This window comes from Bacillus cereus group sp. RP43 (assembly GCF_040459645.1).
Classification (GTDB): domain Bacteria; phylum Bacillota; class Bacilli; order Bacillales; family Bacillaceae_G; genus Bacillus_A; species Bacillus_A mycoides_C.
The window spans coordinates 1,210,182-1,233,441 of the sequence record NZ_JARVHQ010000001.1 but is presented as its reverse complement, the minus strand read 5'-3'; the positions used below and the strand labels follow the sequence as shown (position 1 = coordinate 1,233,441).

Genomic DNA, 23,260 nt, shown 5'->3' with positions numbered 1-23,260 from the left:
TCGCTTCCTTATAGTTCTTCGCAATTATCTTCGAAATAAGATTGTAGTTTTGCAATTACTTGCATTGGTTCATGACCTTCAATTTCATGACGTTCTACCATCGTTACAATTTTTCCATCTTTCAATAAAGCAAATGATGGAGATGAAGGTGGATATCCTTCAAAATATTCACGCGCTCTTGCTGTTGCTTCTTTATCTTGACCCGCAAATACCGTTACAAGGTGGTTAGGGCGTTTATCATAATGTACGGAATGTGCAGCAGCAGGACGAGCAATGCCACCTGCACAACCACATACAGAGTTTACCATTACAAGTGTTGTACCATTTCTTTTAAATGCTTCTTCGACTGCTTCTGGTGTCGTCAATTCTGTATATCCCGCAGAGACAATCTCTTCACGCGCTTGACGGACAACATCATTCATAAAAAAGTTAAAGTTAATCAATCTTTTCCCTCCTCTAATTCTACCTATTTGTATCTTACCAGTTAATGTTTAGAGAATACAAGTAAGTTTACTTGTATTTCAACATAGAAAAGGTGTTAGAGCTCTTGCTCTAACACCTTTTATTAATGACCACGATGCTTTTGCTTTGCTCTTTGTACTTTTATAAAACGTTTTCGCTGCTTCTCTGCTTCTCGTCTCTCTTTAGATTGCACTTTCCTATCTTGTTTATGCAGTTCATAAGATAAACTAATTGCTTCTTGCGCCTTTGTAAAACGTTTTACATTTACTTCTTTTGCCGCTTGTCGTATGATACGTTTTATATTTTTTGGACGCTGTTTTTCTTTAACTTCCACACCGCATTTTGCAACGTGCTGGAAATATGCTAACATTGGACCATTCACAAATATAAGTACTTCCTCGTCTGAAGGTTCCATTCCAAAAATATACCTTGCTCCATACAATTTCCCTTTTTCTTTATGCGTAATAATTCCTACAAAAAATTGACCATCGTGATATACTGTCAAATCCATTGACAGCCCCTCCTTTTAAAAAATTAGAAATACTGGACATCCCGGAGGGGAAGGTTACTGACATGAAATCATGCGTCTGGACTACCGACCAGAACTGTGTTTTTGTATTTCTTCCACTACTATTATATCTTTTTTTCCATAATTTTCATATATTCCACAATCATTTTTTTATGCGATCCTACAATATAATCAGGTAGCTCTGTTACCCGGAAGAATTTAAGCTGAACCGCTTCTTCTTTATTCATAACAAAATTCCCTTCATATTCATCGGTATAATAGGCTGTCGTTACGGATTGAAACTCATCGCCGTTTTTTAATTTTGTAAAATAGTTCGCTCCAGAAAATACATTGATTAATCGGAGGTTCTTTACTTCTATTCCTGTCTCTTCATATACTTCACGGTAAGCTGTTTCTTCTGGTGATTCACCAAGCTCCATTAGCCCGCCAGGCAACCCCCATTTTCCGTACGGCTCTGTTCTTTGCTGTAATAATACATATCCACTTTCATTTATAACGAGTACAACAGCACCAACTAAAATTAAAGGGCGATGACCAACTACTTTTCGTAATTCCTCTACATATCCCATGGAAACACCTCCCATTTTTTCGTTGTCCACACTATTGTATCATATGTATGAAATGACAAAATGCGTATGTTTTTCATTTTTTCAACAAAATATTTATTTTATATGCTTCATCTACCGTAGCTAATATAATGGACTCAATTTCTGTATTCTTCTCTAAATATTCTTTCGCCCACTCTTCCGTTTTTCCTAATAAAGCGAGAACATCTTGCTGAATTCTACCATCTTTCACTAATATAAAAGCAACTGGAGATTTTCTCCCCGCCACTTTAAGATCAAGACGAGAAACTGCTTCATATTCTGGATATTGAAATATAGAAACGACGCCGCTTGCTTCCCATAAAGCTAATTTTATTGTGGTAATATCGCTCACATTTTGCAAACGTAGCTCCGAAAATAAATATTCCACCGTAATTCTCGCTTTTTTTAAGTTACTAAAATCAATGGAACCATTATGTATAAGAATAATAGGTGCAGGTTCTAAAAAACGTCTCCACCTATCCCATTTCAACATTAAAATAGAGCTTATTATATGAAGTACAACGAGCATGAACGTTGTAATCATCGAACCGAGTAATCCAACCTTTTCATCTGATAATGCGTTAGAAATATTCCCCCCTAATAATAACACTAGTACAACGTCTAAAAATCTTAGTTGCGCAATAGACCTTTGCCCCATCGCTTTCGCAACAAGAATTAAAAATATATAAGCTATAATCGCTCGGATAACCCATTCGCCATTAGAAAGATGCCGTGCTCCTTCAAAAATATGCATAACTTTGCACCCCTTAAACGTCGCAAACTGCAATTCTTTCTTAGTTTGCAACGTTTAAGGGCATATATGTAAAAAAAGCTGATTCGTTTTTAAACGAACCAGCTTTTTTTACTTAACTGAAAACATATATTTTTTATACGTTTTCCGTACCGATAATATGAGTCCCATCATAATCATATTCGAGAATAAGGAACTTCCCCCATATGATAAGAAAGGTAATGCGATACCTTTTACAGGCATTAATCCAACGATCATACCAATATTTTGGAATATTTGAACCGTTAGTATTCCTATTGATCCAGCACATAATAATGTACCAAATAAATTATCAGCAGAATAACCGATAATAATTGTTCGATAAAGTAATAACAGGAACAAGAACACAACTAACGCCGCTACTATAAATCCACCTTCTTCGGCAATTGTAGCGAAAATAAAGTCAGTATGTTTCTCTGGGATATAGACGCTTCCTTCACCAAAACCTTTCCCTTCCATTCCCCCACTACCTACAGCTAAAATCGATTGCTGTGTTTGATAGCCTTGATCTGCATTTTCAAATGGATTTAACCAACCTACAATACGCGACTGTTGGTGAGGTTTTAGTAAAGTAACTAAATTATTAAAGAAGAAATCCCTATACCTTACGAAAATAAATATTAACGCAGATAATATCGTCAACGGAATAACTGTACATAACGCAATTAATTTCTTTTGAATTCCTGACATAAATAAAATACATGCGATAGCTGCTGCATATAAGAACACCATACCTGTATCTGGTTGGCTATATACAACGGCCATAGGTGGAAGAGATACTAACATTATCTTTCCGACTAATTTCAAATCAGTTTGGAATGTCCGGGCCATATATTGAGCATTATGTTTCACCGCTATACTTGCAACTATGAGAAGCAATGAAATTTTGAAAAACTCAGACGGCTGAATTTGTCCAGCTACTGGGAAAACGAACCATCTTTTTGCACCTAATTTTTCAGGTGTAAAAGTGGAAACCGGTAGTATTTTCAAAAGAATAAGTGAACCAAACCCAGCGATATAAAGTGGCCAAGACAATTTTTGCCATTGATCTAAATCGATGCTTGCAACAAGAAGTAACAATACAACCCCTATTATGTAGTTAACACCTTGTTTCAAAGCAAAGTTTGCATCTCCATATTGTCCGGTTTGCTGACTGCTATATATAGCGGCTATACTCGTAACACATAATGCAAACAAAATTAAAATTAGTTTTACATCTAAGCTTTTTAGAAAATCGGTACTTCTTTTCATGACATCCTCCTGAAACATTGTTACGGCAAAATAAAAAAACCAGGAGTCAATACTCTTTATGTTTTGACGACTGATTACACATTATCTATAAAACACTTATATAGAATAACTCTCTTTTTCATACAATACAATATATTATACTACAGTTTCGTCAGTAAGATTTGCCAAAAAAATTATTCTTTTCTTATTTTATATCTATATACCATATATCAGCAATGTATTTTCGCAAATTCCTAATACATGATCATTCATTGTAAGATTACTGGGAAAGGTTTGTACATATAGTAGGATACAAATGAAGAAATGAAATGATAAAAAGCTCGCAAACGCGAGCTTTTTATTAATATACAGATGTATTGTTCTCTGACGTGTTTTCTAAAATTTCTTTTACACGTCCTAAGAATTTACCACAAATTAAACCATCAAGTACACGGTGATCAAGTGATAAGCATAAGTTAACCATGTCACGAGCACCGAACATACCATTATCCATAATTACTGGGCGTTTTACAATTGATTCAACTTGTAAAATAGCCGCTTGTGGGTAATTAATAATACCCATAGATTGAACAGAACCGAATGATCCTGTGTTATTAATTGTAAATGTTCCGCCTTGCATTTCATCAGCTTTTAATGATTTCGTGCGTACTTTTCCTGCAAGTTCTGTAATTTCGCGAGCGATACCTTTAATTGTTTTCTCGTCCGCATGCTTAATTACTGGTACAAATAGTTCTTCCTCTGTTGCAACAGCGATAGAAAGGTTAATGTCTTTCTTCTGAACGATTTTATCGCCAGCCCACATTGAGTTAATTTGAGGATATTCTTTTAACGCTTGTGCTACTGCTTTTACGAAGAAAGCAAAGAACGTTAAGTTAAAGCCTTCACGCTTTTTGAAATCGCCTTTAATGGAGTTACGGTATGATACAAGGTTTGTCACATCTACTTCAATCATCATCCAAGCATGAGGTGCCTCGTGTTTACTGCGTAACATATTTGCTGCAATTGCTTTACGCACACCTGTTACCGGAATCTCGATATCTCCAGGCATTGTCGGCACAGAAACTGGTTTTGCAGCTTCTACTTTTTGCGCTACCGGTGCTACTGCCACTGATTTTGGTGCTTCTGGGCGCTCTGCTACTGCAACAACTGCCTCTTTCTTCGCACCTGCTTGCGGAATATTTCCAGATTCCACTAGCTTTAAAATATCTTTACGAGTAATACGGCCATTTGCCCCCGTACCTTCTACTAAATCTAAATCAACGTTATGCTCACCCGCAAGTTTTAACACAGCTGGTGAAAAACGTGGTTTTCCATCAGTTGGTTGTTTTGCTTTCGGTGCTTTTTCAGGCGTAGTTACTTCTGCCTTTGGTTCTTCTTTCGTTTTTTCCTCTACAGCTGTTGCTGCTACTTCATCTGCACCTTCTACTTGAATGACACAAACAACTTCACCTACAGCTAACGTTTCACCTTCGCCAGCTATTAACTCTTTCACAATACCAGTGAAAGAAGATGGTACTTCGGCATTTACTTTATCAGTCATTACTTCTGCAAGTGGATCATACTTGTTTACGTGATCGCCAACATTAACGAGCCATTTACTAATTGTACCCTCTGTAACGCTCTCCCCGAGCTGAGGCATTGTGATATTTTCTACAGCCATGTATAGTCCCCCCGATTAAAATTCCGCAAGTTCACGCATTGCTTTTTCAACTTTATCTGGATTTACCATAAAGAATTTTTCCATTGTTGGTGCATATGGCATTGCCGGAACGTCTGGGCCTGCAAGACGTGCGATTGGCGCATCTAAATCAAACAGACAATTTTCAGCAATAATTGCTGCCACTTCACTTATAATACTTCCTTCTTTATTGTCTTCTGTTACAAGAAGAACCTTACCTGTTTTAGAAGCTGCTTCAATGATCGCTTCTTTATCTAACGGATATACCGTTCTTAAATCAAGAATGTGTGCAGAGATTCCATCTTGTGCTAACTTCTCAGCTGCTTGAAGAGCAAAGTGAACACATAATCCGTACGTGATAACAGTAATATCATCACCTTCGCGTTTCACATCTGCTTTTCCGATTGGTAATACATAGTCATCTTCTGGCACTTCACCTTTAATTAAGCGATATGCACGCTTATGTTCAAAGAATAATACTGGATCTTCATCACGAATTGCAGCTTTTAATAAGCCTTTTGCATCATATGGTGTAGAAGGGATAACAATTTTTAAACCTGGTTGGTTTGCAAACATCGCTTCTACAGATTGTGAATGATACAATGCACCGTGAACCCCCCCGCCAAATGGCGCACGAATTGTAACTGGACAAGTCCAATCGTTGTTAGAACGATAACGAATTTTTGCTGCCTCAGAAACAATTTGGTTTACTGCTGGCATGATGAAATCAGCAAACTGCATTTCAGCGATTGGGCGCATACCATACATTGCCGCACCAATTGCTACCCCAGCGATTGCAGATTCTGCAAGCGGTGCATCAAGCGCACGATCTTCACCAAATTGATCATACAAACCGTGTGTCGCTTTAAACACGCCACCTTTTTTACCAACATCTTCTCCTAAAACGAATACTTTCTCATCGCGTTCCATTTCTTCGCGCATTGCTAATGTAATAGCATCAATATAAGACATTACAGCCATGAAACGTTCCCCCCTATTCTGCGTATACGTGCTTCAATGCATCTTCAGGTGCTGCATACGGAGCATTTTCTGCATATTCTGTTGCTTCGTTTACGATATGCATAATTTCATCTAACATTTGTTTTTCAAATTCCTCAGTTAACACGCCAACTTCTTTTAAATAAGCTGCAAATGTTATTATTGAATCTTTTTTCTTCGCTTCTTCTACTTCTTCTTTATCACGGTAAACACGATCATCGTCGTCACTAGAATGCGCTGTTAAACGATATGATACTGTTTCAATTAAAGTCGGGCCTTCACCACGACGACCGCGGTCTGCTGCTTCTTTTACAGCTTTATATACTGCAAGCGGATCGTTTCCGTCTATTGTATATCCAGGCATACCGTAACCAATTGCACGATCTGATACGTTTTTACATGCTAATTGTTTTTCAACCGGAATAGAGATTGCATATTTATTATTTTCACACATGAAAATAACAGGTAGTTTGTGTACACCAGCAAAGTTTGCACCTTCATGGAAATCACCTTGGTTTGAAGAGCCTTCTCCGAATGTAACGAACGTTACTAAATCTTTCTTCTCCATTTTTCCAGCTAATGCAATACCAACTGCATGAGGTACTTGTGTTGTTACTGGAGATGAACCTGTAACAATACGGTTTTTCTTTTGACCGAAGTGACCAGGCATTTGACGACCACCAGAGTTTGGATCTCCAGCTTTCGCGAAAGCTGACAACATAAGCTCTTTAGCTGTCATACCAAACGCTAGTACAACACCCATATCACGGTAGTATGGTAATGCATAATCTTTCTCTCTATCAAGAGCGAACGCTGCTCCAACTTGTGCAGCCTCTTGTCCTTGACAAGAAATTACGAATGGAATTTTACCTGCACGGTTTAATAACCACATACGTTCGTCGATTTTACGTGCAAGTAACATCGTACGGAACATTTCTAATACTTGCTCATCACTTAAGCCAAGCTCTTCATGGCGCTTTTCTTTTACTTCTGCCATTTTTCATAACCTCCTAAATCCACATTTTTATGCGTGTAACGCTTTTCCATCTACAGCTAGTGCTGCTTCACCAATCGCCTCAGATAATGATGGATGCGGATGAATTGTATGTGCTACTTCCCAAGGTGTTGCATCAAGTACTCTTGCAAGACCAGCTTCAGAAATCATATCTGTTACATGTGGTCCAATCATATGAACACCAAGAATGTCATTTGTTTCTTCATCAACTACAAGTTTTACAAATCCATCTGATTCTCCGTATACAAGTGCTTTTCCGATTGCGCGGAATGAGAACTTACCTACTTTTAACTTATAGCCTTTTTCTTTCGCTTCTTGTTCTGTTAAACCAACAGAAGCAACTTCTGGACTGCTATATACGCATTTTGATACCATAGAGTAATCAATTGGTGTAACTTCTTTCCCTGCAATATGTTCTACTGCAACAATTCCTTCATGAGAAGCAACGTGAGCAAGTTGTAAGCCACCGATTACATCTCCAATTGCGTAAATATGAGATTCTTTCGTTTGATAAAACTCATTTGTTTGAATGTATCCTTTTTCCACAACGATATCCGTATTCTCTAAACCAATATTTTGCGTATTGGCTTGTCTTCCTACAGATACAAGCATTTTTTCTGCTTTAAATTCTTTATTCTCACCGTTATGTTCAGCTTGAATTGTTACTCCATTATCTTTTACCAATGTTTCTGGTAATACTTTTGCACCAGTCACCACTTTAATACCTTTTTTCTTGAACAGACGTTGCATTTCTTTTGAAACGTCCTGGTCTTCTAGTGGTAATATCGTTTTTGCATACTCTAACACTGTAACTTCTACACCGAAGTCAGCAAGCATAGATGCCCACTCAATACCAATTACACCGCCACCAACGATAATGATCGAACTAGGAAGCGTTTCCATTTTTAGGGCATGATCTGAAGACATTACATACTCTCCGTCTAACTCTAAACCTGGTAATGAATTTGGACGAGAACCCGTTGCAACAAGTACATTTTTTGGAATTAACATTTCATTCTCTTCTCCACTTGCAAGTTCAACTGAAATTGTCCCTGGCATCGGAGAGAAAATAGATGGGCCAAGAATACGGCCAATACCTTCAAACACATCAATTTTACCTTGTTTCATTAAATGTTGAACGCCTTTATGGAGCTGCGTTACAATCTTCTCTTTACGCTCTTGTACTTTTGCAAAGTTTAGCTCTACATTACTTGCAATAACTCCGAACTCTTCGCTTTTTTTAGCAGTTGCGTATACTTCTGCACTACGTAAAAGAGCTTTACTAGGAATACATCCTTTGTGTAAACAAGTACCACCAAGATTTTCTTTTTCAACAAGTGCTGTTTTTAATCCTAGTTGTGATGCGCGAATAGCAGCAACATATCCACCTGTACCGCCGCCAACGATGACTAAATCATATTCTCTTGCCATTATCTCAACCCCTAGCTACTGTTTGTTTTTCTCTTACAACATACTCTTTCGGCGCTTCTTCTTCACGTAATACACGAAGTGCTCCTTCTGCTAACGCTTCTAACTCATCTTCTCCTGGATGTACGATAACATCTGCAATCCAGTCCACTCGTTCTTTTATTTCATCGACAAGAATTTTACTGTATGCAAGTCCGCCAGTTAATACGATTGCATCGATTTTCCCGTGAAGCACAGCACTAGCTCCGCCAATCTCTTTTGCAACTTGATATGCCATTGCTTTATAAATAAGAGTTGCTTCAGGATCACCTTTTTCAACCATTTGTTCTACTTTAATTGCATCATTTGTACCGATTAGACTTACAAGTCCACCTTGTCCGACAAGCTGTTTCACCATTTCGTCTCGGTAATACTCACCAGAGAAACACATTTCAACTAGCTGTCCTACTGGTACTGTACCAGCACGCTCTGGGCTAAATGGTCCTTCTCCGTTTAAACCATTATTTACATCGATAACTTTTCCTTTTTTATGAGCACCAACTGTAATACCGCCGCCCATATGTGTAACTAATAAATTTAAATCCTCGTATTTGTGATTTAATTGGTCAGCTACTTTACGAGCAACTGCTTTTTGATTTAATGCATGGAAGATACTTTTGCGTTCCATACCAGCAATACCACTTATACGAGCAATCGGTTCCATCTCATCTACAACGACAGGATCCACAATGAATGCAGGAATATTTAATCCAGAAGCAATTTCATAGGCTAAAATACCTCCGAGGTTTGAAGCGTGATGACCACTAAACCCATTTTTCAAATCTTCTAACATCGCATCGTTTACTGTATACGTACCGCCTTCGATTGGACGAAGTAATCCACCACGCCCACAAACAGCGTTTAATTTTGAAATGTTAATACCGTGAGAATGTAGAACTTCTAAAATCGTTTCTTTACGAAACTCATATTGGTCGATAATTCGCTTATATTTTCCAATCTGTTCTACGTCATGACGAATCGTTTCTTCTAGAACAGGTCTTTCATTATCAAAAACACCAATTTTTGTGGATGTACTACCTGGGTTAATAACAAGAATTCGATTTACAGACAATGTTGCTACCTCCACTAATAAATTTAAAAGGAAGTGGAAACCTCATAAGAGGTAACCACACCTTTTGTAAAAGTTATATATTAATGATTAGCGACGGCTAATAATGTCGTGACCGTTGCGTAAGTATGTGCTACGAGAGTTTTTCAAACTTGCAATGCGCTCTTCAGCTAGACGATCTGCTGCTACATAAGTTGCTATACCATCACGTTTTGAAATTTCGATTACTTTTGCAATTGTGTCATAGATAGACTCAACACGTTTTAGTGCACGTTCTCTATTGTATCCATATAACTCGTCTGCTACGTTAATTACGCCACCTGCATTAATAACATAATCTGGTGCGTATACAATACCCATTTCATGAATAATGTCACCGTGACGATCTTCTTTTAATTGGTTATTTGCAGAACCTGCGATTACTTTTGCTTTAAGTTGTGGAATAGTTTCGTCATTAACTGTTGCGCCTAATGCACATGGTGCGTAAATATCACATTCAACACCGTAAATTTCATTTGGCTCAACTGCTGTTGCACCGAATTCTTCTACTGCACGTTGTACAGCTTCTTTATTAATATCTGTAACGATTAATTTTGCTCCTTCAGCGTGTAAATGTTTGCATAGGTGATATGCTACGTTACCAACGCCTTGAATAGAAATTACTTTTCCTTCTAGATTATCTGTACCGAACGCTTCTTTTGCAGCTGCTTTCATACCACGGTAAACACCGTATGCAGTTACTGGAGATGGGTTACCAGAAGAACCGAATGAAGGTGAAATACCTGTTACAAAGTCAGTTTCTTCGTGGATAATATCCATATCATCTACTGTTGTACCAACATCTTCAGCTGTAATGTAACGTCCGTTTAGTCCTTGAATGTAGCGTCCTAATGCACGGAACATCGCTTCGCTTTTATCTTTACGTGGATCACCGATAATTACTGTTTTTGCACCACCTAAGTTTAAACCAGCTGCTGCATTTTTGTATGTCATCCCTTTTGCAAGACGCAATGCATCTTCAATCGCCGCTTCTTCAGAATCATATGTCCACATTCTTGTTCCACCAAGAGCTGGTCCAAGTGTTGTATCATGGATTGCAATGATTGCTTTTAAACCAGATTCTTTATCTTGACAAAATACCACTTGCTCATAATCATATTTCTCTAAGTATTCGAAGATTTCTAATGTCATTGTCGTTTCCCCCTAATTGTTTTACCCTATTTGGTTTATTTTGAAGCAGTCGCAACTGCCAATGCTAATGAATATACTTTTGTTTCTGCTGAATCAGCACGAGATGTTAAAACAATCGGTGCTTTAGCGCCAGCAATCATCGCTCCTACCTTTGCATTTGCAAAATAGACGAGTGATTTATATAGCACATTTCCAGCTTCAATCGTTGGGACGAGTAAAATGTCTGCCTTACCTGCAACATCACTTACTATGCCTTTATGTTCTGCTGCAATTTGTGATACTGCATTATCTAAAGCAAGTGGTCCATCAACGACACAATTTTTAATTTGTCCGCGGCGATTCATTTGAGTTAACATCGCTGCATCAATTGTCGCTTGCATCGCAGGATTAACAACCTCTACCGCTGCAATTGGCGCTACCTTCGGCAAATCAATTCCTATTGCTCGGGCAACTTCTACAGTATTTTGTATAATAGCAGCTTTTTGTGTTACATCAGGTGCAATGTTCATCGCTGCATCTGTAACAAAAATAAGACGATCGTAATTTGGAACTTCAAACGCTGCAACGTGTGAAAGTACGCTGCCCTTACGAAGTCCCCACTCTTTATTTAATACAGCTTTCAAAATATTTGCTGTTGGGATGTTCCCCTTCATTAGCACATCTGCTTCGCCATTTCTTACGGATTTAACAGAAAGTTCTGCAGCCTCAGCACTTGACGCTGCTGCAATCACTTCAATGTGTTCTGAAGTTTGTAACCCATGCTCTTGTAGCATCCCTATTATTTTCTCTTGATTTCCATATAGACGAAATTGAGCTAGCTGTAACTTAATTGCTTTCGCTACAGCTTCAATTACTTCATGATCTTCAGCTACTGCTACAGCCACAGTTTTTTTAGGCTGTCCTGCTGCTTGATCAATTAAGTGTTCTAACTTCATATTTTGTAATCAACCCTTTCCGTCGTCCCTCGTCTATTCATTAAGCAAATACCGTGCCAACTTTTAAAAGTGGTCTTACCAATAATGAAAACGCATTCAAAATGCAGTAAAATCAATACTTTGGAAAATAACGAAATATTCTGTCTTGTTTTGTCACTTTTTGTATACCATGCAATAAATTGCACGGTACGCAATTTATTGCATGCTATTTTTTGCACAGTCGTACTTTTCTATCTTGTAATATAAGTTTCGAACTGAAATTCCTAACGCTTTTGCAGTCTTCGTTTTGTTCCCCTCAAATTTCTCTAAATATTCACGGATAATATTCCCCTCAAATTCTGTCACTAGGTGTTCAAGGGCCTTCTCTTCTAATTCAGGTAATAAATTATTTTGTTTCGTCTCTACTTGTTCTTCTTTATGTAAAGGCGGTAAATGATGTACGTCAATATATATCTCGTTATAATTCATAAAGATAATAGCTCGTCCTAAAATATTTTCAAGTTCCCTAACATTTCCCGGCCATTCATATGATTGTAAATACGAAATGGCGGAATCGGTGAGTCCTTCTACATTACGACCATAATCTTGATTAATTTTTTGAATTAACCTTTCTGCAATCGCTGGTATGTCTCCTTTACGCTGACGAAGGGAAGGAATTTGAATCGGAATTTTATTTAAACGATAATATAAGTCCTCTCTGAACTTTCCTTCTAAAATAGCTTTTTCTAAATTCACATGCGTCGCAGCGATCACTCGAACATTAATAGGTATCGCTTTCGTTCCTCCTACTTTCACAATTTCTTTTTCTTGTAGTACACGAAGAAGCTTCGCTTGCGTATTTGCAGATAACTCTCCGATTTCATCTAAAAAAATACTTCCATTATTCGCTTCTTCAAAGAATCCTCGCTTCCCGCCTCTTTTCGCTCCAGAAAACGCACCTTCCTCATAACCGAATAATTCACTTTCTAATAAGGTCTCAGAAATTGCAGCACAGTTTACTCGTACGAACTTATTGTATTTTCGGTTACTACCGTTATGAATAGCATGTGCAAATAACTCTTTCCCTGTACCAGATTCCCCTCTAAGTAATACTGTTGCTGGTGTATTCGCTCCAAGTTTTGCTTGTTCAATAGCTGCCGTCGTTTCATCTGAATCGCCAACAATATCATCAAATGAATATTTCGCCTCTAACGTTCGAATAATTTGTCTTGCCCTATTCAATTCATTTGTTAACTTTTGAATTTCTGATACATCGCGAATTACCCCGACGCTTCCTTTCAATATTCCATCAACAATAACCGGTGCTACATTTACAATTACATCCCGCTTCTTTTGCCCAATCTTCATATGTATTCCTCGTACCGCTCGGCGCGTCCGAAGTACTTTCATATGCATACTTTCACCTTCTACAATATCAGTTGTAGCTGGCTTTCCTATAATATCCTCTTCGGTTAAACCCGTTAACTTCGTATAAGCAGGGTTTATAACCAATCCTCTTCCTTTCTCATCAACAACCGAAATCGCTTCCTCAGATGAGTTAATAATCGCCTCAAGTAGCGTTTGAATTTCTTTTAAATCTGTAACTTCTTCCGCCAAATCTACAACTTCTGTAATATCTTTAAAAATCGCAAATGCGCCTTGAACTTCTCCATCTTCTTTTAATATCGGGATACGCGTTGTAATAATCTTTTTTTCATTCTCTAACGTCAGTTCATGATTCACTTCTATTTTTTTCGTGCGTATAATACGAAGCAACTTACTTGTTGGAATAACTTCTAAAATATATTTTCCTATCGCCTCTTCTTTCTTATATCCGATAATACGCTCTGCACTTTTATTAAACAGACGAACTTGTCCCTCTTGATCTATAACAATCATACCGTCGTGCGTAGAATTTAAAATTAAATCACCTTGTTGCGTCTGTTCTTCTAGCTTCCCAATTAAGCTTTCCTTCTCATGCGCTAGTCTCGTAACAATTTTCGCAATATCCCCTGGTATAAGAAGGGTGTCTTTATGCTTGCTTCCCAATAAAACTTTATGTAAATCATAATCACCTGTCATATCAAACATTACATCAATATGCATAGAAAGAAACGGAGTTACACTATCACCAATCGGAACCCCATATTCCTTCGCGATTTGTAATCCTTTCGCAATTGGATTAATATCAATAACTCCTATAATTTGAAATATATTCGAATTTTGTAACAGACTCAGCAGTGTACTTCCACCTTCACCCGCTCCAACAATTAACACCTTTTGTTTCATACATTACACTTCCTCTCGAAGTATCTCTGCAAAATTTTTCACATACTTATCTTACTCGCTCAGCAACCTCTTGACAAACCCCCTTTTCATATAACATCATTAAAATAAACAAAATAATCTGAAAAGGAGCGTTATGTATGCAGCGTTATCTCGCTCTATTATTAGCACTCATCCCGATTTCATTAGCCGTGCTTGGTATTAAACTAATGAGAGATACTGTATTTGGGATTTTATTCTCCCCAATCCCTATATTATGGTTACAATTTTTAATCGGTGCTCTTTGCTTTGCACTCGGGTTTTATATTTTCGGTGGCTTCGTCTTACACAGAGATCGTAAGAGAAATAAAGTACAAGCCCGCTTCAGAAGATAGAACAAAGTTTTCACATACCCATAAAAAAATGAGACCATTATATTAGGTCTCATTTTTTATGGGTAATAAAGTTCTTGCTGTTTCAGGATAATCAGTAATAATCGCCGATATGTTCATATCAAAATATTTACGCATAAGCGTTTCTTCATTTATCGTGTAAGGACGAACCTCTACACCACTTTCCATCGTTAATTCAGCGATGGCATCTTGAAGATAACGATAATTTGGATGCACTGCAGTAGCACCCATCTTTTTTGCATATGCCCACGGGCTATGCAAACCTTCACGATACAAAATAGCTGTTTGAATATCAGGAGCCATCATATGACATCGCTTCATACTGTAGTGATTAAACGAAGAAAATACAATCCGATCCTCTAAACTAAACTTACGTACAAGTGTTATAACCTCTTCTTCTAAACCTCTGTATGGGATTTTATTATTTTTCAGTTCAATATTGAGTAGCAATTTCGTTTTTGCGAGCCATTCCAGTACTTCTTCTAAAAGAGGAATTTTACAAAAACCTACTTTTTCACTAAATTTATAACTCGCATCCAACTTACATAAATCCTCATATAAATAATTTCGAACCGCACCTTTTCCATTTGTTGTCCGATCCACCGTTTCATCATGAATAACGACAACTTTTCCATCTTTCGTGAATTGAACATCGAGCTCAATTCCGTCTGCCCCGAAAGCCTCCGCCGCTTCAAATGAAATCATTGTATTTTCCGGATACGTTCCCGCCGCACCACGATGTGCAAATATAAGAGTCATCCTCACTCCCCCAATCTTATGCTATACTATACGAAAAAGGAGGTACTTCTATGAGACCATTACAAATTTCTCCAGACACTGCAGTCCGCCTATCAAAAGCGTTAGGTGTTCCACTTGAACAACTTATGCATATGCCACAGCATATTTTAATCCAAAAGTTAGTTGAATTAGAAAAACAAAATAAAGACGAAGAATAATATAGTCCTGTTTTGCAGGGCTTTTTATTATCATCTATTATATCATGGATAACTTACCCACTAAAATTACGAATGCATGGAACAACAAAATAAAAAGCCTCTATCATTTCTTCGCATTGTTTACATTTAACCATTGCTTCAGCTTGAATCAATTCAAAAATTTCTTTTTCATTCCCTTCATAATCGTTTAATATTTTTAGCATTTCTGAAATCTCTACGTCCATGTTACTAACTCCTGTCAGTTATTTTAGAACTTTGCTAAAGACTTACACGTTCAACTCTGAAACTCAGGTGTTCATTGATTCTTTCATTAGATATAATAGTCAGGATTTTCGCCCATTTTAATTAAAAATTCTTCTAAAGAATCCGCTATTTTCTCATCTTCAGAGTAAATAGGACATTGACCTAATTCATTTGCCTCTTTAAATTTAATTGTTAAAAAGTTAAGTTCTGTTACTTCAAAAAACACTAATGATTCTTCATCGCCTACACCATCTATATTAGGGTTATATTCATAGATATCTTGTCTCAAACGAAAATCCACAACAGAAAAGGGGTCCATAAATCTGTTAAAAAAGAACTTACTTGATGCCTCTAAAAAACCATAACCAATTTCTTTATAAAAATTTTTCAACTCTTTAGGGAATTTCATTTTTAATAAACCTTCTGCTTCCTCTATCTCTTCACTTGTTAAAGGATAGAAAATAGGTGTTTGGTCAGATTTTATACTTTCATTAGCTACAACACACTTTTTCAAAAAATTAAACATAACTTTTACTACCTCCTTATTACAGAATTGCTGTTTTCAATGCCTCTTCAAGCATTGTATTGAAATCATTATATGTTTTCATCACTGTGCCAGATGGTTTATCAAGTTCTAGATAAGTACCCTCAGATAAGTTTTTACAAAACCACGCAATATTTGAATCCCCAAAGAAAAGGTACTCTTTTTGAAATTCATTTTCATACCAAATCTCATTCGTGTCTATAAATCCACAGATCGGTTCGTTTCTTTCTGTTTCTAGTAAAGAAGGGTCAACTCCATAAATAACTAGTCCACCAAAATCTAAACCATTTACGTTTTTAAGAAACTCCTCAAATTCACTCGGTAAATCAACATTAAATTTCTCTTTCACGTGTTCTCTTAATCTATGAACTTCAGTATCTGTTGCTGGTGTGTTCAGATTAAAGTTAACACTTTTCAGTATATCTTCAATTTCTAAAATCAGATTTTTCCACATATAAATTTCACCATTGCTTCAGCTTGAATCTGTTCAAAAATTTCTTTTTCATTTCCCTCATAATTGTTTAACATTCTTAGAATTTCTAAAACCTTTGCACCCATGCTGTTAACCCCTATCAGTTATTTTAGAACTTTCTTTTACATGTCCTCTTTTGAATCCCATACCTCTACAAATTCAAAACCTTTTAAATCACTTTCTAAAACTGCATTTCTAAATTCATCTGATACAAAAACGAAAGGAATATGTAATATTTCATTTAAGTAAACTTTAAATATTGTTTGGTTCTTGACCATATTAGGTAAGAATGCGTATTTTTTGAAATCTATTACTAAGCCAGAACATAATTTCTTTAGTATAGCTTTCTCATAGTCAATAGCATCTATTGCATTTAAAACGTTAATTATATAATACACTTCTCCCGTCACATCATGAATTAGGGGAAGAAATTCTACATTATCACCAAGCATAGACTCTAAGAATTTTTTAGCTTTCCCACTAACCATTGGTGTACCAACTTCTCCCCAAAAATGAGGAAAATCACTTTTATTTCCTTCTTCTACACATTTAATACGTATTTCTCCCCATGAATCAGATGCTTTTACTGCCGAGTCAATTTTTCCTTCAAAATACTTTTTAGAATCTTCTTCTAAATTCAATAGTTGAAAAGATTCATAGTCATCAAATGAACTCTTTAATTCCCAAATTTTCATTTTTACTCTCCTTTGTTATTTTTCTATTATAAGATTACTCTTTCTTCGGTTTATTTAATTTTAATTCACCATTCAATAAACGTTCTCTTATATCATGTAAGGCGTCAACAGCATATTCTTGAGTACCGCCCCGTTTCTTAACAAGACTTAATACTCTCTACTTCAAGTATGTACTCTGAACTATGCTTTCCTATGTGTAAGACTTCAGTAGTCACGTATTCATTAACTTTATAAGGTATAAAATACTCCATTAGCCGCCGAATCATAGTCTATCCCAAATTCCTTTAATAATTTTTGTGCCTTTTCTGCCCTACTATCGTTCCAAGGTGTTAGATGATGTGCTGCATTAAAATATGGGGGTGGTTCAATCCCTGCATCCTTAAGTTCTTCACGTAATATTTTAGATGCTGTATACGAATCGGGATACTCATTTTTTACATCTACTCTATCAAGAACTTTATCCGCATAATCTTTTATTACTTCTTGTACACCTTTAACTCTACTTCTTCCACCAGTTTCGGAAAACATAAATGTATCACGGGCTTCTTGTAAAGCTTCAAAAGTTTTTATCTGATTGCTACCAAAGCCACTAGTACCTGCGAATGCAAATCGGTCTTTCAATGGTAATTGATTCGAAACAGACGAGATACCTTCTGAGAATTTTGTTAGATTCGTACCTTTTGCGAGTGTAGTTACTTTCCCTACTTTACTTATTCCTTTATCCCCAAGCCATCCCAATCCAAGCCCCATAAAAACACTCGTTCCCCATTTTGTACGACTTTCCGCATCACCATGCCAAAAATCATTCATAAATAAATCCGAAACAGCATTCCAAGCAGTAAAGGTTGTCTCTATAGGGTGACCTATAGCATACTTAATATTTTCTTTTGTTACTGTATCGTCTAGTGAATCAAATCCTTCTACAATCTCCCCAATAACTTGCCCAGAACCAACGTATATACCGTCCCAAATTTTTCTAAGCATAGATTTTTCAGAGGGTTTGCCGCACTTTGCCCCTTCTTCTACCTTTTCATCTGATAAATTCCCATTAACTAAATTACCATCATAACGTTCATCGGCATTACGAAACTTTTCAGTGTTTTAGTCGATAAGTTTTTACTTGAACAATACAACATAAAATTATCTAGCTGTAATTCAAATTCAGTCAAAACAAAAAACACCGCCTTTCATTAGTTTGATTTACAAACCAATAAAAGACGGTGTTTATTAAAATACATTACCTTTATTTGTTGGTACGAAAAGAAGTTTGTTGGTAACTTTACATTACCACTAAACAATCAAAAACACTGTTATATCAACACTTACGAAGCCTTATGTTCAAGTCTCAACTTATCCGCAACCATTGCGATGAACTCGGAATTCGTAGGTTTTGCTTTTGACATTGATACAGTATAACCAAATAAGGACGAAATAGAATCAATATTCCCACGGCTCCAAGCCACTTCAATTGCGTGACGGATTGCGCGCTCGACACGACTTGCTGTTGTATTATATTTCTTTGCGATATCTGGATATAATACTTTCGTAATAGATCCTAGTAATTCGATATCATTGTACACCATAGAGATTGCTTCTCGTAAGTACATGTACCCTTTAATATGAGCGGGTACACCAATTTCATGAATGATACTTGTAATACTCGCATCTAAGTTTTTCGGTTTTCCATCGATCGTTGTTGCTGATCGGAAAGATGGTAATGGACGTTTAATAGTAGCATTTTCCTTACCACTCACTTGGCGAATATGACTTGTTAAATTCTCCATATCAAATGGTTTTAATATGAAATATGATGCCCCTAAATCAACCGCTTTTTTCGTCACATCTTCTTGTCCGAATGCTGTCAACATAATAACGCTAGGTTGTCTTAACCTTTCAATATGTCGCATTTTCTCTAGCACAGCTAGACCATCTAAATGTGGCATAATAATGTCTAAAACGAGTACATCAGGCTGCTTTTCTTTCAATAAGTTTAAACATTCTTGACCATTGTAAGCAATCCCAATAACTTCCATATCATCCTGAGCAGCAACATAACTCTCTAGCATCGATACCAATTCTTTATTATCATCCACAAGACATACTTTAATTTTCTCCACAGTTTTTCCTCCCTTACCGAATCGATTCTCCCGACATGTGTAAGCTTCTAGGCTACATGAATTGTTCGACAATTGTGTGAAAATTCCCTTTAAAGTTTCTTACTTTCCGATAAAATCACAAAAAAATATGTTTATCGTTCATTTATTTCCTTTCGCAACACATTCCATCATAGAATTACAGCGAAACGTTCAACCCTTTGCTTATATCTTACAACAAAAAACAGCTCTTGCGGAGCTTTTACAAAATTTCAACGAATTTTTCAAAAGAAAAGCGAGCTAATATGTATTAGCTCGCTTTTTTCTCTTGATCATAAATATTAATTCCAGCCTCATGTAACATCCATTCAATATGAACACCATATCCTGACGTTGGATCATTTACAAATACATGTGTAACCGCACCAATTACTTTCCCATTTTGTACAATCGGACTTCCACTCATTCCTTGTACAATACCACCCGTTTTTGCTAGTAAACGTTTATCTGTCACTTTTATAACCATACCTTTTGTAGCCGGGAACTTTTGTGGTACCGTACTAACAACTTCAATATCAAACGCTTCCACCTTATCTTGATCAATAACTGTTAATATTTTCGCTGGCCCTTCTTTTACTTGATGGGATAATGCGATAGGCATTGCTTTATCCATTATGCCGTTTGTCATATTTGTGTTTAACTTCCCAAAGATACCATACGGACTATTTATTGTAATATTACCAATCACTTCACGATCCGGTGAAAATCTTGCTAATTTTTCTCCCGGGTTCCCGTGACTTCCTCTTTCAATAGACGTTACTGTCGAACGCATAATTTGTCCATCTTCTACTTGAATTGGCTTTTTTGTATCATTATCAGAAATTACATGACCAAGCGCTCCGTATTTCATAGAATCTGGATGTACAAATGTCATCGTTCCGATACCAGCTGCTGAATCACGAATATACAGTCCAATTCGGTAAGAGGATTCACCATTGTCTTTTTGTGGTGTTAGCTTAGCCCGAATATATTTTCCATCTCTTAATAAAACAAGATTAAGCGGTTCACCTGTTTCTCCACTATTATGAATAAACGGTGCTACATCACTCATTCTTTCAATTGTTTTACCATTGATTTCAGTAATCATATCTCCAATCTGTACACCAGCTGTTTCACCAGGAGATACTTTACCCTTTTCAGTTTGAATTAAATGATGGCCTACAACAAGTACACCTTTTGTATTCAATTTTACACCAATCGATTGTCCACCTGGAATAACTTTAAAATCTTTTAATACTTTCACATTTACTTTTTTCACTGGAAAACCAGCAAGTTGAAACACCATATCAGCTTCACCATTTTGGTGAGAATTTACCATAAGCCCTTGTTCTTGTTCATTTGAACTTACAGTAAATACATTACGATCTGTAGATGCAGCCTTAAAAACTGGTAATGATGCTATTTCTGATTGTTGTCCTTCAAAAACAACAAGTTGCTTCGGCGATGAAATAAACGTTCGAAGCGGTTTAAAACATCCAATAAAAACTAAAGAAACAAGGAGACAAAGACCTATTATTTTTCGAAATCTTTCTAATTTCAATTTGTTCACTCTCCTCGCTCCTACCCCACATTCAGCCTCTTGGCTTCACTTTTTAATCTCTCCTTGCAGTGCTTTATTTATAACCGGAAGAATTAAGAAATCGTCATTTGAGAAAAAAAGCTATCCATTACTGGATAGCCTCTGCTGTCTGTTTGAAATGATGCGCTTGCGTAAGTAACTCTTTCGCATGCTCTGTCGTTAAATCTGTAATTTCAACACCAGAAATCATTCGAGCAATTTCTGTTACTTTTTCATCCGTACTTAACACAGTAACCGATGTAATCGTCCGATCATTCGCCACTTGTTTTCTAATAAATAAATGCGAGTCCGCCATTGAAGCTACTTGAGGTAAGTGCGTAATACAAAGTACTTGCGAGTTTACTGATACACGATAAATTTTTTCCGCAATAGCCTGTGCAACCCGACCACTCACACCCGTATCCACTTCATCAAAAATAACAGATGCAACACCTTGATGCTTAGAAAAAATGCTTTTTAAAGCTAAAATAATACGAGATAACTCTCCGCCAGAAGCGACCTTTGAAAGTGGCTTTAACGGTTCACCCGGATTCGTTGAAATATAAAATTCCACATGATCGTAGCCATCCGCCGTAAGTTTTACCGGTGTTCCTTCCACGAGAGGTTCTTCTACGTTTCCTACCCTCTTCATAATTCTCACTTCAAATTTTGTTTTTTCCATATATAATTCTTTTAATTCTTGATGAATAGCGCTTGTAAGATGATCTGCAAGCTCATGACGCATAGCACTTAACAACGTTGCTTCTTTTACAATAACACCTTCTAATTTCGTTAACTGTTTTCTCGTCGTTTCAATATGTACGTCTTTATTTTCAATCGTAAAAATTTCTTGTTCAATTTTATCAGCATACGCTAAAATCTCTTCTACAGTATTTCCATACTTTCTCTTTAACATACGGATTTCATTCAAACGTGTTTCAATTTCATCTAGACGTTTCGGATCATATTCCATCATATCTAACTTTTCTCTAAGCTGGTATGCAACTTCTTCTAATAAGTAATAACTATTTGCAATAGAATCATGATTTTCTTGATACGCTTCATCTAAGTGCGTAATACTCTCCATTTGTCCCATTGCATTTCTTACATGATCTAATCCCTGCCCGTCTCCACTTAACGAACGATACGCATCTCCTAATGCTTTATAAATCTTTTCAAAATTGGAGATTTTTAATCGTTCCTCAGTCAATTCATATTCCTCATCCATTTTTAAATCCGCCTTACGAATTTCTTCATGTTGGAATTGAATCAAATCTAGACGATGGGCCATTTGTTGTTCATTTTCACTTAAAGATTTCAGCTGTTTTTTTAACTTCTCATAGTCTGTATATACATTTTGATATATATCCAATTGTTTAACAATGCGATTTCCATCAAAATGATCAAGCATAAACATATGACGCTCTTCATTCATTAAATCTTGTGTTTCATGCTGTCCATGAATATCAACTAGCGTTTTTCCAATCTCTTTTAATATGCTGAGTGTAACAAGTTTCCCATTTACACGACAGACACTTTTTCCATTCGCAGCGATGTCACGTTTCAAAATAATCATGCCATCTTCTATTTCTATATCTAACTCTTCTGCCTTTGCGATACATGGATGCTTGTCATCTTCTACATAGAATAACCCTTCTATCTCAGCCTTTTCTGTTCCATATCGAACAAATTCTGCTGAACCACGGCCACCAACAAGCAAACTAATTGCATCAATAATAATTGATTTTCCAGCTCCTGTTTCACCACTTAAAACGGTTAAACCTTTTTGGAAAGAAATATTTAATGCCTCAATAATAGCAAAGTTTCTGATCGATAATTCCGATAACAATGCCCCATTCACCTCGTTATAAACTAATCCCTTATTAAGGGCTTTTCTCAGTATTCTTCATTCAAATAGTTATACTATATGTTTGTATGTATAAATTACTCTTCTAACCCGCTCCATTGTACCAAACATTCGTTTTACGGGTCAATCCACCTATTTTCTA

General features: G+C 36.6%; 23 protein-coding genes and 1 pseudogene. 2 read left to right on the top strand and 22 right to left on the bottom strand.

Annotated features, from left to right (window positions below; translation table 11 throughout):
* Nucleotides 1-8: 8 nt before the first annotated feature.
* From QCI75_RS06495 to QCI75_RS06435, 13 genes are all read right to left on the bottom strand, one after another.
* Complete coding sequence (locus QCI75_RS06495; RefSeq protein WP_002015097.1) at nucleotides 9-422, bottom strand: BrxA/BrxB family bacilliredoxin; 414 nt, start codon at nucleotides 420-422, stop codon at nucleotides 9-11.
* Between the two features lie 143 nt (nucleotides 423-565).
* Nucleotides 566-973 carry a YjdF family protein gene (locus QCI75_RS06490; protein WP_144506483.1) on the bottom strand — a complete coding sequence of 136 codons (408 nt, stop codon included), beginning with the start codon at nucleotides 971-973 and terminating at the stop codon, nucleotides 566-568.
* A gap of 122 nt (nucleotides 974-1,095) precedes the next feature.
* Nucleotides 1,096-1,560 (bottom strand): NUDIX hydrolase, encoded by a 465-nt coding sequence (locus QCI75_RS06485; protein ID WP_144506482.1) that lies wholly within the window; start codon nucleotides 1,558-1,560, stop codon nucleotides 1,096-1,098.
* A gap of 73 nt (nucleotides 1,561-1,633) precedes the next feature.
* On the bottom strand, nucleotides 1,634-2,332 hold the full coding sequence (locus tag QCI75_RS06480; protein WP_144506481.1) for a DUF421 domain-containing protein: 699 nt from the start codon (nucleotides 2,330-2,332) through the stop codon (nucleotides 1,634-1,636).
* Between the two features lie 108 nt (nucleotides 2,333-2,440).
* On the bottom strand, nucleotides 2,441-3,619 hold the full coding sequence (locus QCI75_RS06475; RefSeq protein WP_144506480.1) for an FtsW/RodA/SpoVE family cell cycle protein: 1,179 nt from the start codon (nucleotides 3,617-3,619) through the stop codon (nucleotides 2,441-2,443).
* A 340-nt stretch (nucleotides 3,620-3,959) separates the two neighbouring features.
* Nucleotides 3,960-5,279: a dihydrolipoamide acetyltransferase family protein gene (locus QCI75_RS06470; protein WP_002145830.1), complete on the bottom strand. Its 1,320-nt coding sequence runs from the start codon at nucleotides 5,277-5,279 to the stop codon at nucleotides 3,960-3,962.
* Nucleotides 5,280-5,294: 15 nt separating this feature from the next.
* Nucleotides 5,295-6,278, bottom strand: a complete 984-nt coding sequence (gene bfmBAB, locus QCI75_RS06465) for a 3-methyl-2-oxobutanoate dehydrogenase subunit beta (protein WP_000290070.1) — start codon at nucleotides 6,276-6,278, stop codon at nucleotides 5,295-5,297.
* Between the two features lie 13 nt (nucleotides 6,279-6,291).
* The gene (gene bfmBAA / locus QCI75_RS06460) at nucleotides 6,292-7,293 is read right to left on the bottom strand and encodes a 3-methyl-2-oxobutanoate dehydrogenase subunit alpha (protein WP_144506478.1); all 1,002 of its coding nucleotides are present in this window, start codon (nucleotides 7,291-7,293) and stop codon (nucleotides 6,292-6,294) included.
* A gap of 27 nt (nucleotides 7,294-7,320) precedes the next feature.
* Nucleotides 7,321-8,742, bottom strand: a complete 1,422-nt coding sequence (gene lpdA / locus QCI75_RS06455) for a dihydrolipoyl dehydrogenase (RefSeq protein ID WP_000090438.1) — start codon at nucleotides 8,740-8,742, stop codon at nucleotides 7,321-7,323.
* 4 nt (nucleotides 8,743-8,746) lie between these two features.
* Entirely contained in the window at nucleotides 8,747-9,850 is a 1,104-nt protein-coding gene (gene buk, locus QCI75_RS06450) for a butyrate kinase (protein ID WP_060632217.1), read from the bottom strand.
* Between the two features lie 87 nt (nucleotides 9,851-9,937).
* Nucleotides 9,938-11,038, bottom strand: a complete 1,101-nt coding sequence (locus QCI75_RS06445) for a leucine dehydrogenase (RefSeq protein WP_144506477.1) — start codon at nucleotides 11,036-11,038, stop codon at nucleotides 9,938-9,940.
* Nucleotides 11,039-11,073: 35 nt separating this feature from the next.
* Nucleotides 11,074-11,973, bottom strand: coding sequence for a phosphate butyryltransferase (gene yqiS, locus QCI75_RS06440; RefSeq protein ID WP_353760099.1), 900 nt, complete (start codon nucleotides 11,971-11,973; stop codon nucleotides 11,074-11,076).
* 195 nt (nucleotides 11,974-12,168) lie between these two features.
* Nucleotides 12,169-14,241 (bottom strand): sigma-54 interaction domain-containing protein, encoded by a 2,073-nt coding sequence (locus QCI75_RS06435; RefSeq protein WP_144506475.1) that lies wholly within the window; start codon nucleotides 14,239-14,241, stop codon nucleotides 12,169-12,171.
* A 137-nt stretch (nucleotides 14,242-14,378) separates the two neighbouring features.
* Between QCI75_RS06435 and QCI75_RS06430 the strand changes: the two genes are divergently transcribed.
* Complete coding sequence (locus QCI75_RS06430; protein WP_001190193.1) at nucleotides 14,379-14,612, top strand: DUF2627 domain-containing protein; 234 nt, start codon at nucleotides 14,379-14,381, stop codon at nucleotides 14,610-14,612.
* Nucleotides 14,613-14,654: 42 nt separating this feature from the next.
* On the opposite strand, the gene QCI75_RS06425 is transcribed toward QCI75_RS06430, so the two are convergent.
* Nucleotides 14,655-15,389: a glycerophosphodiester phosphodiesterase gene (locus tag QCI75_RS06425; protein WP_144506474.1), complete on the bottom strand. Its 735-nt coding sequence runs from the start codon at nucleotides 15,387-15,389 to the stop codon at nucleotides 14,655-14,657.
* Nucleotides 15,390-15,439: 50 nt separating this feature from the next.
* On the opposite strand from QCI75_RS06425, the gene QCI75_RS06420 reads away from it, so the two are divergent.
* The gene (locus QCI75_RS06420) at nucleotides 15,440-15,586 is read left to right on the top strand and encodes a YycC family protein (protein ID WP_001247671.1); all 147 of its coding nucleotides are present in this window, start codon (nucleotides 15,440-15,442) and stop codon (nucleotides 15,584-15,586) included.
* A gap of 53 nt (nucleotides 15,587-15,639) precedes the next feature.
* Here QCI75_RS06420 and QCI75_RS06415 read toward each other — a convergent pair whose 3' ends face one another.
* The 8 genes and pseudogenes from QCI75_RS06415 to recN all read right to left on the bottom strand — a co-directional run bounded on the left by QCI75_RS06415 (nucleotide 15,640) and on the right by recN (nucleotide 23,100).
* Nucleotides 15,640-15,810: a hypothetical protein gene (locus QCI75_RS06415; protein WP_186320895.1), complete on the bottom strand. Its 171-nt coding sequence runs from the start codon at nucleotides 15,808-15,810 to the stop codon at nucleotides 15,640-15,642.
* A gap of 86 nt (nucleotides 15,811-15,896) precedes the next feature.
* Nucleotides 15,897-16,355, bottom strand: coding sequence for an SMI1/KNR4 family protein (locus QCI75_RS06410; protein ID WP_353760098.1), 459 nt, complete (start codon nucleotides 16,353-16,355; stop codon nucleotides 15,897-15,899).
* Between the two features lie 19 nt (nucleotides 16,356-16,374).
* Nucleotides 16,375-16,827, bottom strand: a complete 453-nt coding sequence (locus tag QCI75_RS06405) for a YrhA family protein (protein ID WP_144506471.1) — start codon at nucleotides 16,825-16,827, stop codon at nucleotides 16,375-16,377.
* A gap of 140 nt (nucleotides 16,828-16,967) precedes the next feature.
* The gene (locus QCI75_RS06400; protein WP_353760096.1) at nucleotides 16,968-17,540 is read right to left on the bottom strand and encodes an imm11 family protein; all 573 of its coding nucleotides are present in this window, start codon (nucleotides 17,538-17,540) and stop codon (nucleotides 16,968-16,970) included.
* Between the two features lie 34 nt (nucleotides 17,541-17,574).
* A pseudogene (locus tag QCI75_RS06395) lies at nucleotides 17,575-18,566 on the bottom strand (AHH domain-containing protein); the annotation flags it as partial.
* 296 nt (nucleotides 18,567-18,862) lie between these two features.
* Nucleotides 18,863-19,657 carry a sporulation transcription factor Spo0A gene (spo0A, locus tag QCI75_RS06390; RefSeq protein ID WP_002122410.1) on the bottom strand — a complete coding sequence of 265 codons (795 nt, stop codon included), beginning with the start codon at nucleotides 19,655-19,657 and terminating at the stop codon, nucleotides 18,863-18,865.
* Between the two features lie 286 nt (nucleotides 19,658-19,943).
* Nucleotides 19,944-21,242 (bottom strand): SpoIVB peptidase, encoded by a 1,299-nt coding sequence (gene spoIVB / locus QCI75_RS06385; protein ID WP_144504928.1) that lies wholly within the window; start codon nucleotides 21,240-21,242, stop codon nucleotides 19,944-19,946.
* Between the two features lie 118 nt (nucleotides 21,243-21,360).
* Nucleotides 21,361-23,100, bottom strand: coding sequence for a DNA repair protein RecN (gene recN / locus QCI75_RS06380; RefSeq protein ID WP_098776557.1), 1,740 nt, complete (start codon nucleotides 23,098-23,100; stop codon nucleotides 21,361-21,363).
* Between the last annotated feature and the right edge of the window lie 160 nt (nucleotides 23,101-23,260).

Excerpts from the sequence above, each read along its gene's own strand:
- QCI75_RS06435 (WP_144506475.1), bottom strand. The coding sequence starts at position 14,241 with ATGAAACAAAAGGTGTTAATTGTTGGAGCGGGTGAAGGTGGAAGTACA.
- QCI75_RS06475 (WP_144506480.1), bottom strand. The coding sequence starts at position 3,619 with ATGAAAAGAAGTACCGATTTTCTAAAAAGCTTAGATGTAAAACTAATT.
- QCI75_RS06425 (WP_144506474.1), bottom strand. The coding sequence starts at position 15,389 with ATGACTCTTATATTTGCACATCGTGGTGCGGCGGGAACGTATCCGGAA.
- QCI75_RS06400 (WP_353760096.1), bottom strand. The coding sequence starts at position 17,540 with ATGAAAATTTGGGAATTAAAGAGTTCATTTGATGACTATGAATCTTTT.
- QCI75_RS06410 (WP_353760098.1), bottom strand. The coding sequence starts at position 16,355 with ATGTTTAATTTTTTGAAAAAGTGTGTTGTAGCTAATGAAAGTATAAAA.
- QCI75_RS06430 (WP_001190193.1), top strand. The coding sequence starts at position 14,379 with ATGCAGCGTTATCTCGCTCTATTATTAGCACTCATCCCGATTTCATTA.
- bfmBAA (WP_144506478.1), bottom strand. The coding sequence starts at position 7,293 with ATGGCAGAAGTAAAAGAAAAGCGCCATGAAGAGCTTGGCTTAAGTGAT.
- QCI75_RS06445 (WP_144506477.1), bottom strand. The coding sequence starts at position 11,038 with ATGACATTAGAAATCTTCGAATACTTAGAGAAATATGATTATGAGCAA.
- QCI75_RS06470 (WP_002145830.1), bottom strand. The coding sequence starts at position 5,279 with ATGGCTGTAGAAAATATCACAATGCCTCAGCTCGGGGAGAGCGTTACA.
- bfmBAB (WP_000290070.1), bottom strand. The coding sequence starts at position 6,278 with ATGGCTGTAATGTCTTATATTGATGCTATTACATTAGCAATGCGCGAA.
- QCI75_RS06495 (WP_002015097.1), bottom strand. The coding sequence starts at position 422 with ATGAATGATGTTGTCCGTCAAGCGCGTGAAGAGATTGTCTCTGCGGGA.
- QCI75_RS06490 (WP_144506483.1), bottom strand. The coding sequence starts at position 973 with ATGGATTTGACAGTATATCACGATGGTCAATTTTTTGTAGGAATTATT.
- QCI75_RS06405 (WP_144506471.1), bottom strand. The coding sequence starts at position 16,827 with ATGTGGAAAAATCTGATTTTAGAAATTGAAGATATACTGAAAAGTGTT.
- QCI75_RS06415 (WP_186320895.1), bottom strand. The coding sequence starts at position 15,810 with ATGGACGTAGAGATTTCAGAAATGCTAAAAATATTAAACGATTATGAA.
- QCI75_RS06480 (WP_144506481.1), bottom strand. The coding sequence starts at position 2,332 with ATGCATATTTTTGAAGGAGCACGGCATCTTTCTAATGGCGAATGGGTT.
- lpdA (WP_000090438.1), bottom strand. The coding sequence starts at position 8,742 with ATGGCAAGAGAATATGATTTAGTCATCGTTGGCGGCGGTACAGGTGGA.
- yqiS (WP_353760099.1), bottom strand. The coding sequence starts at position 11,973 with ATGAAGTTAGAACACTTAATTGATCAAGCAGCAGGACAGCCTAAAAAA.
- QCI75_RS06420 (WP_001247671.1), top strand. The coding sequence starts at position 15,440 with ATGAGACCATTACAAATTTCTCCAGACACTGCAGTCCGCCTATCAAAA.
- QCI75_RS06485 (WP_144506482.1), bottom strand. The coding sequence starts at position 1,560 with ATGGGATATGTAGAGGAATTACGAAAAGTAGTTGGTCATCGCCCTTTA.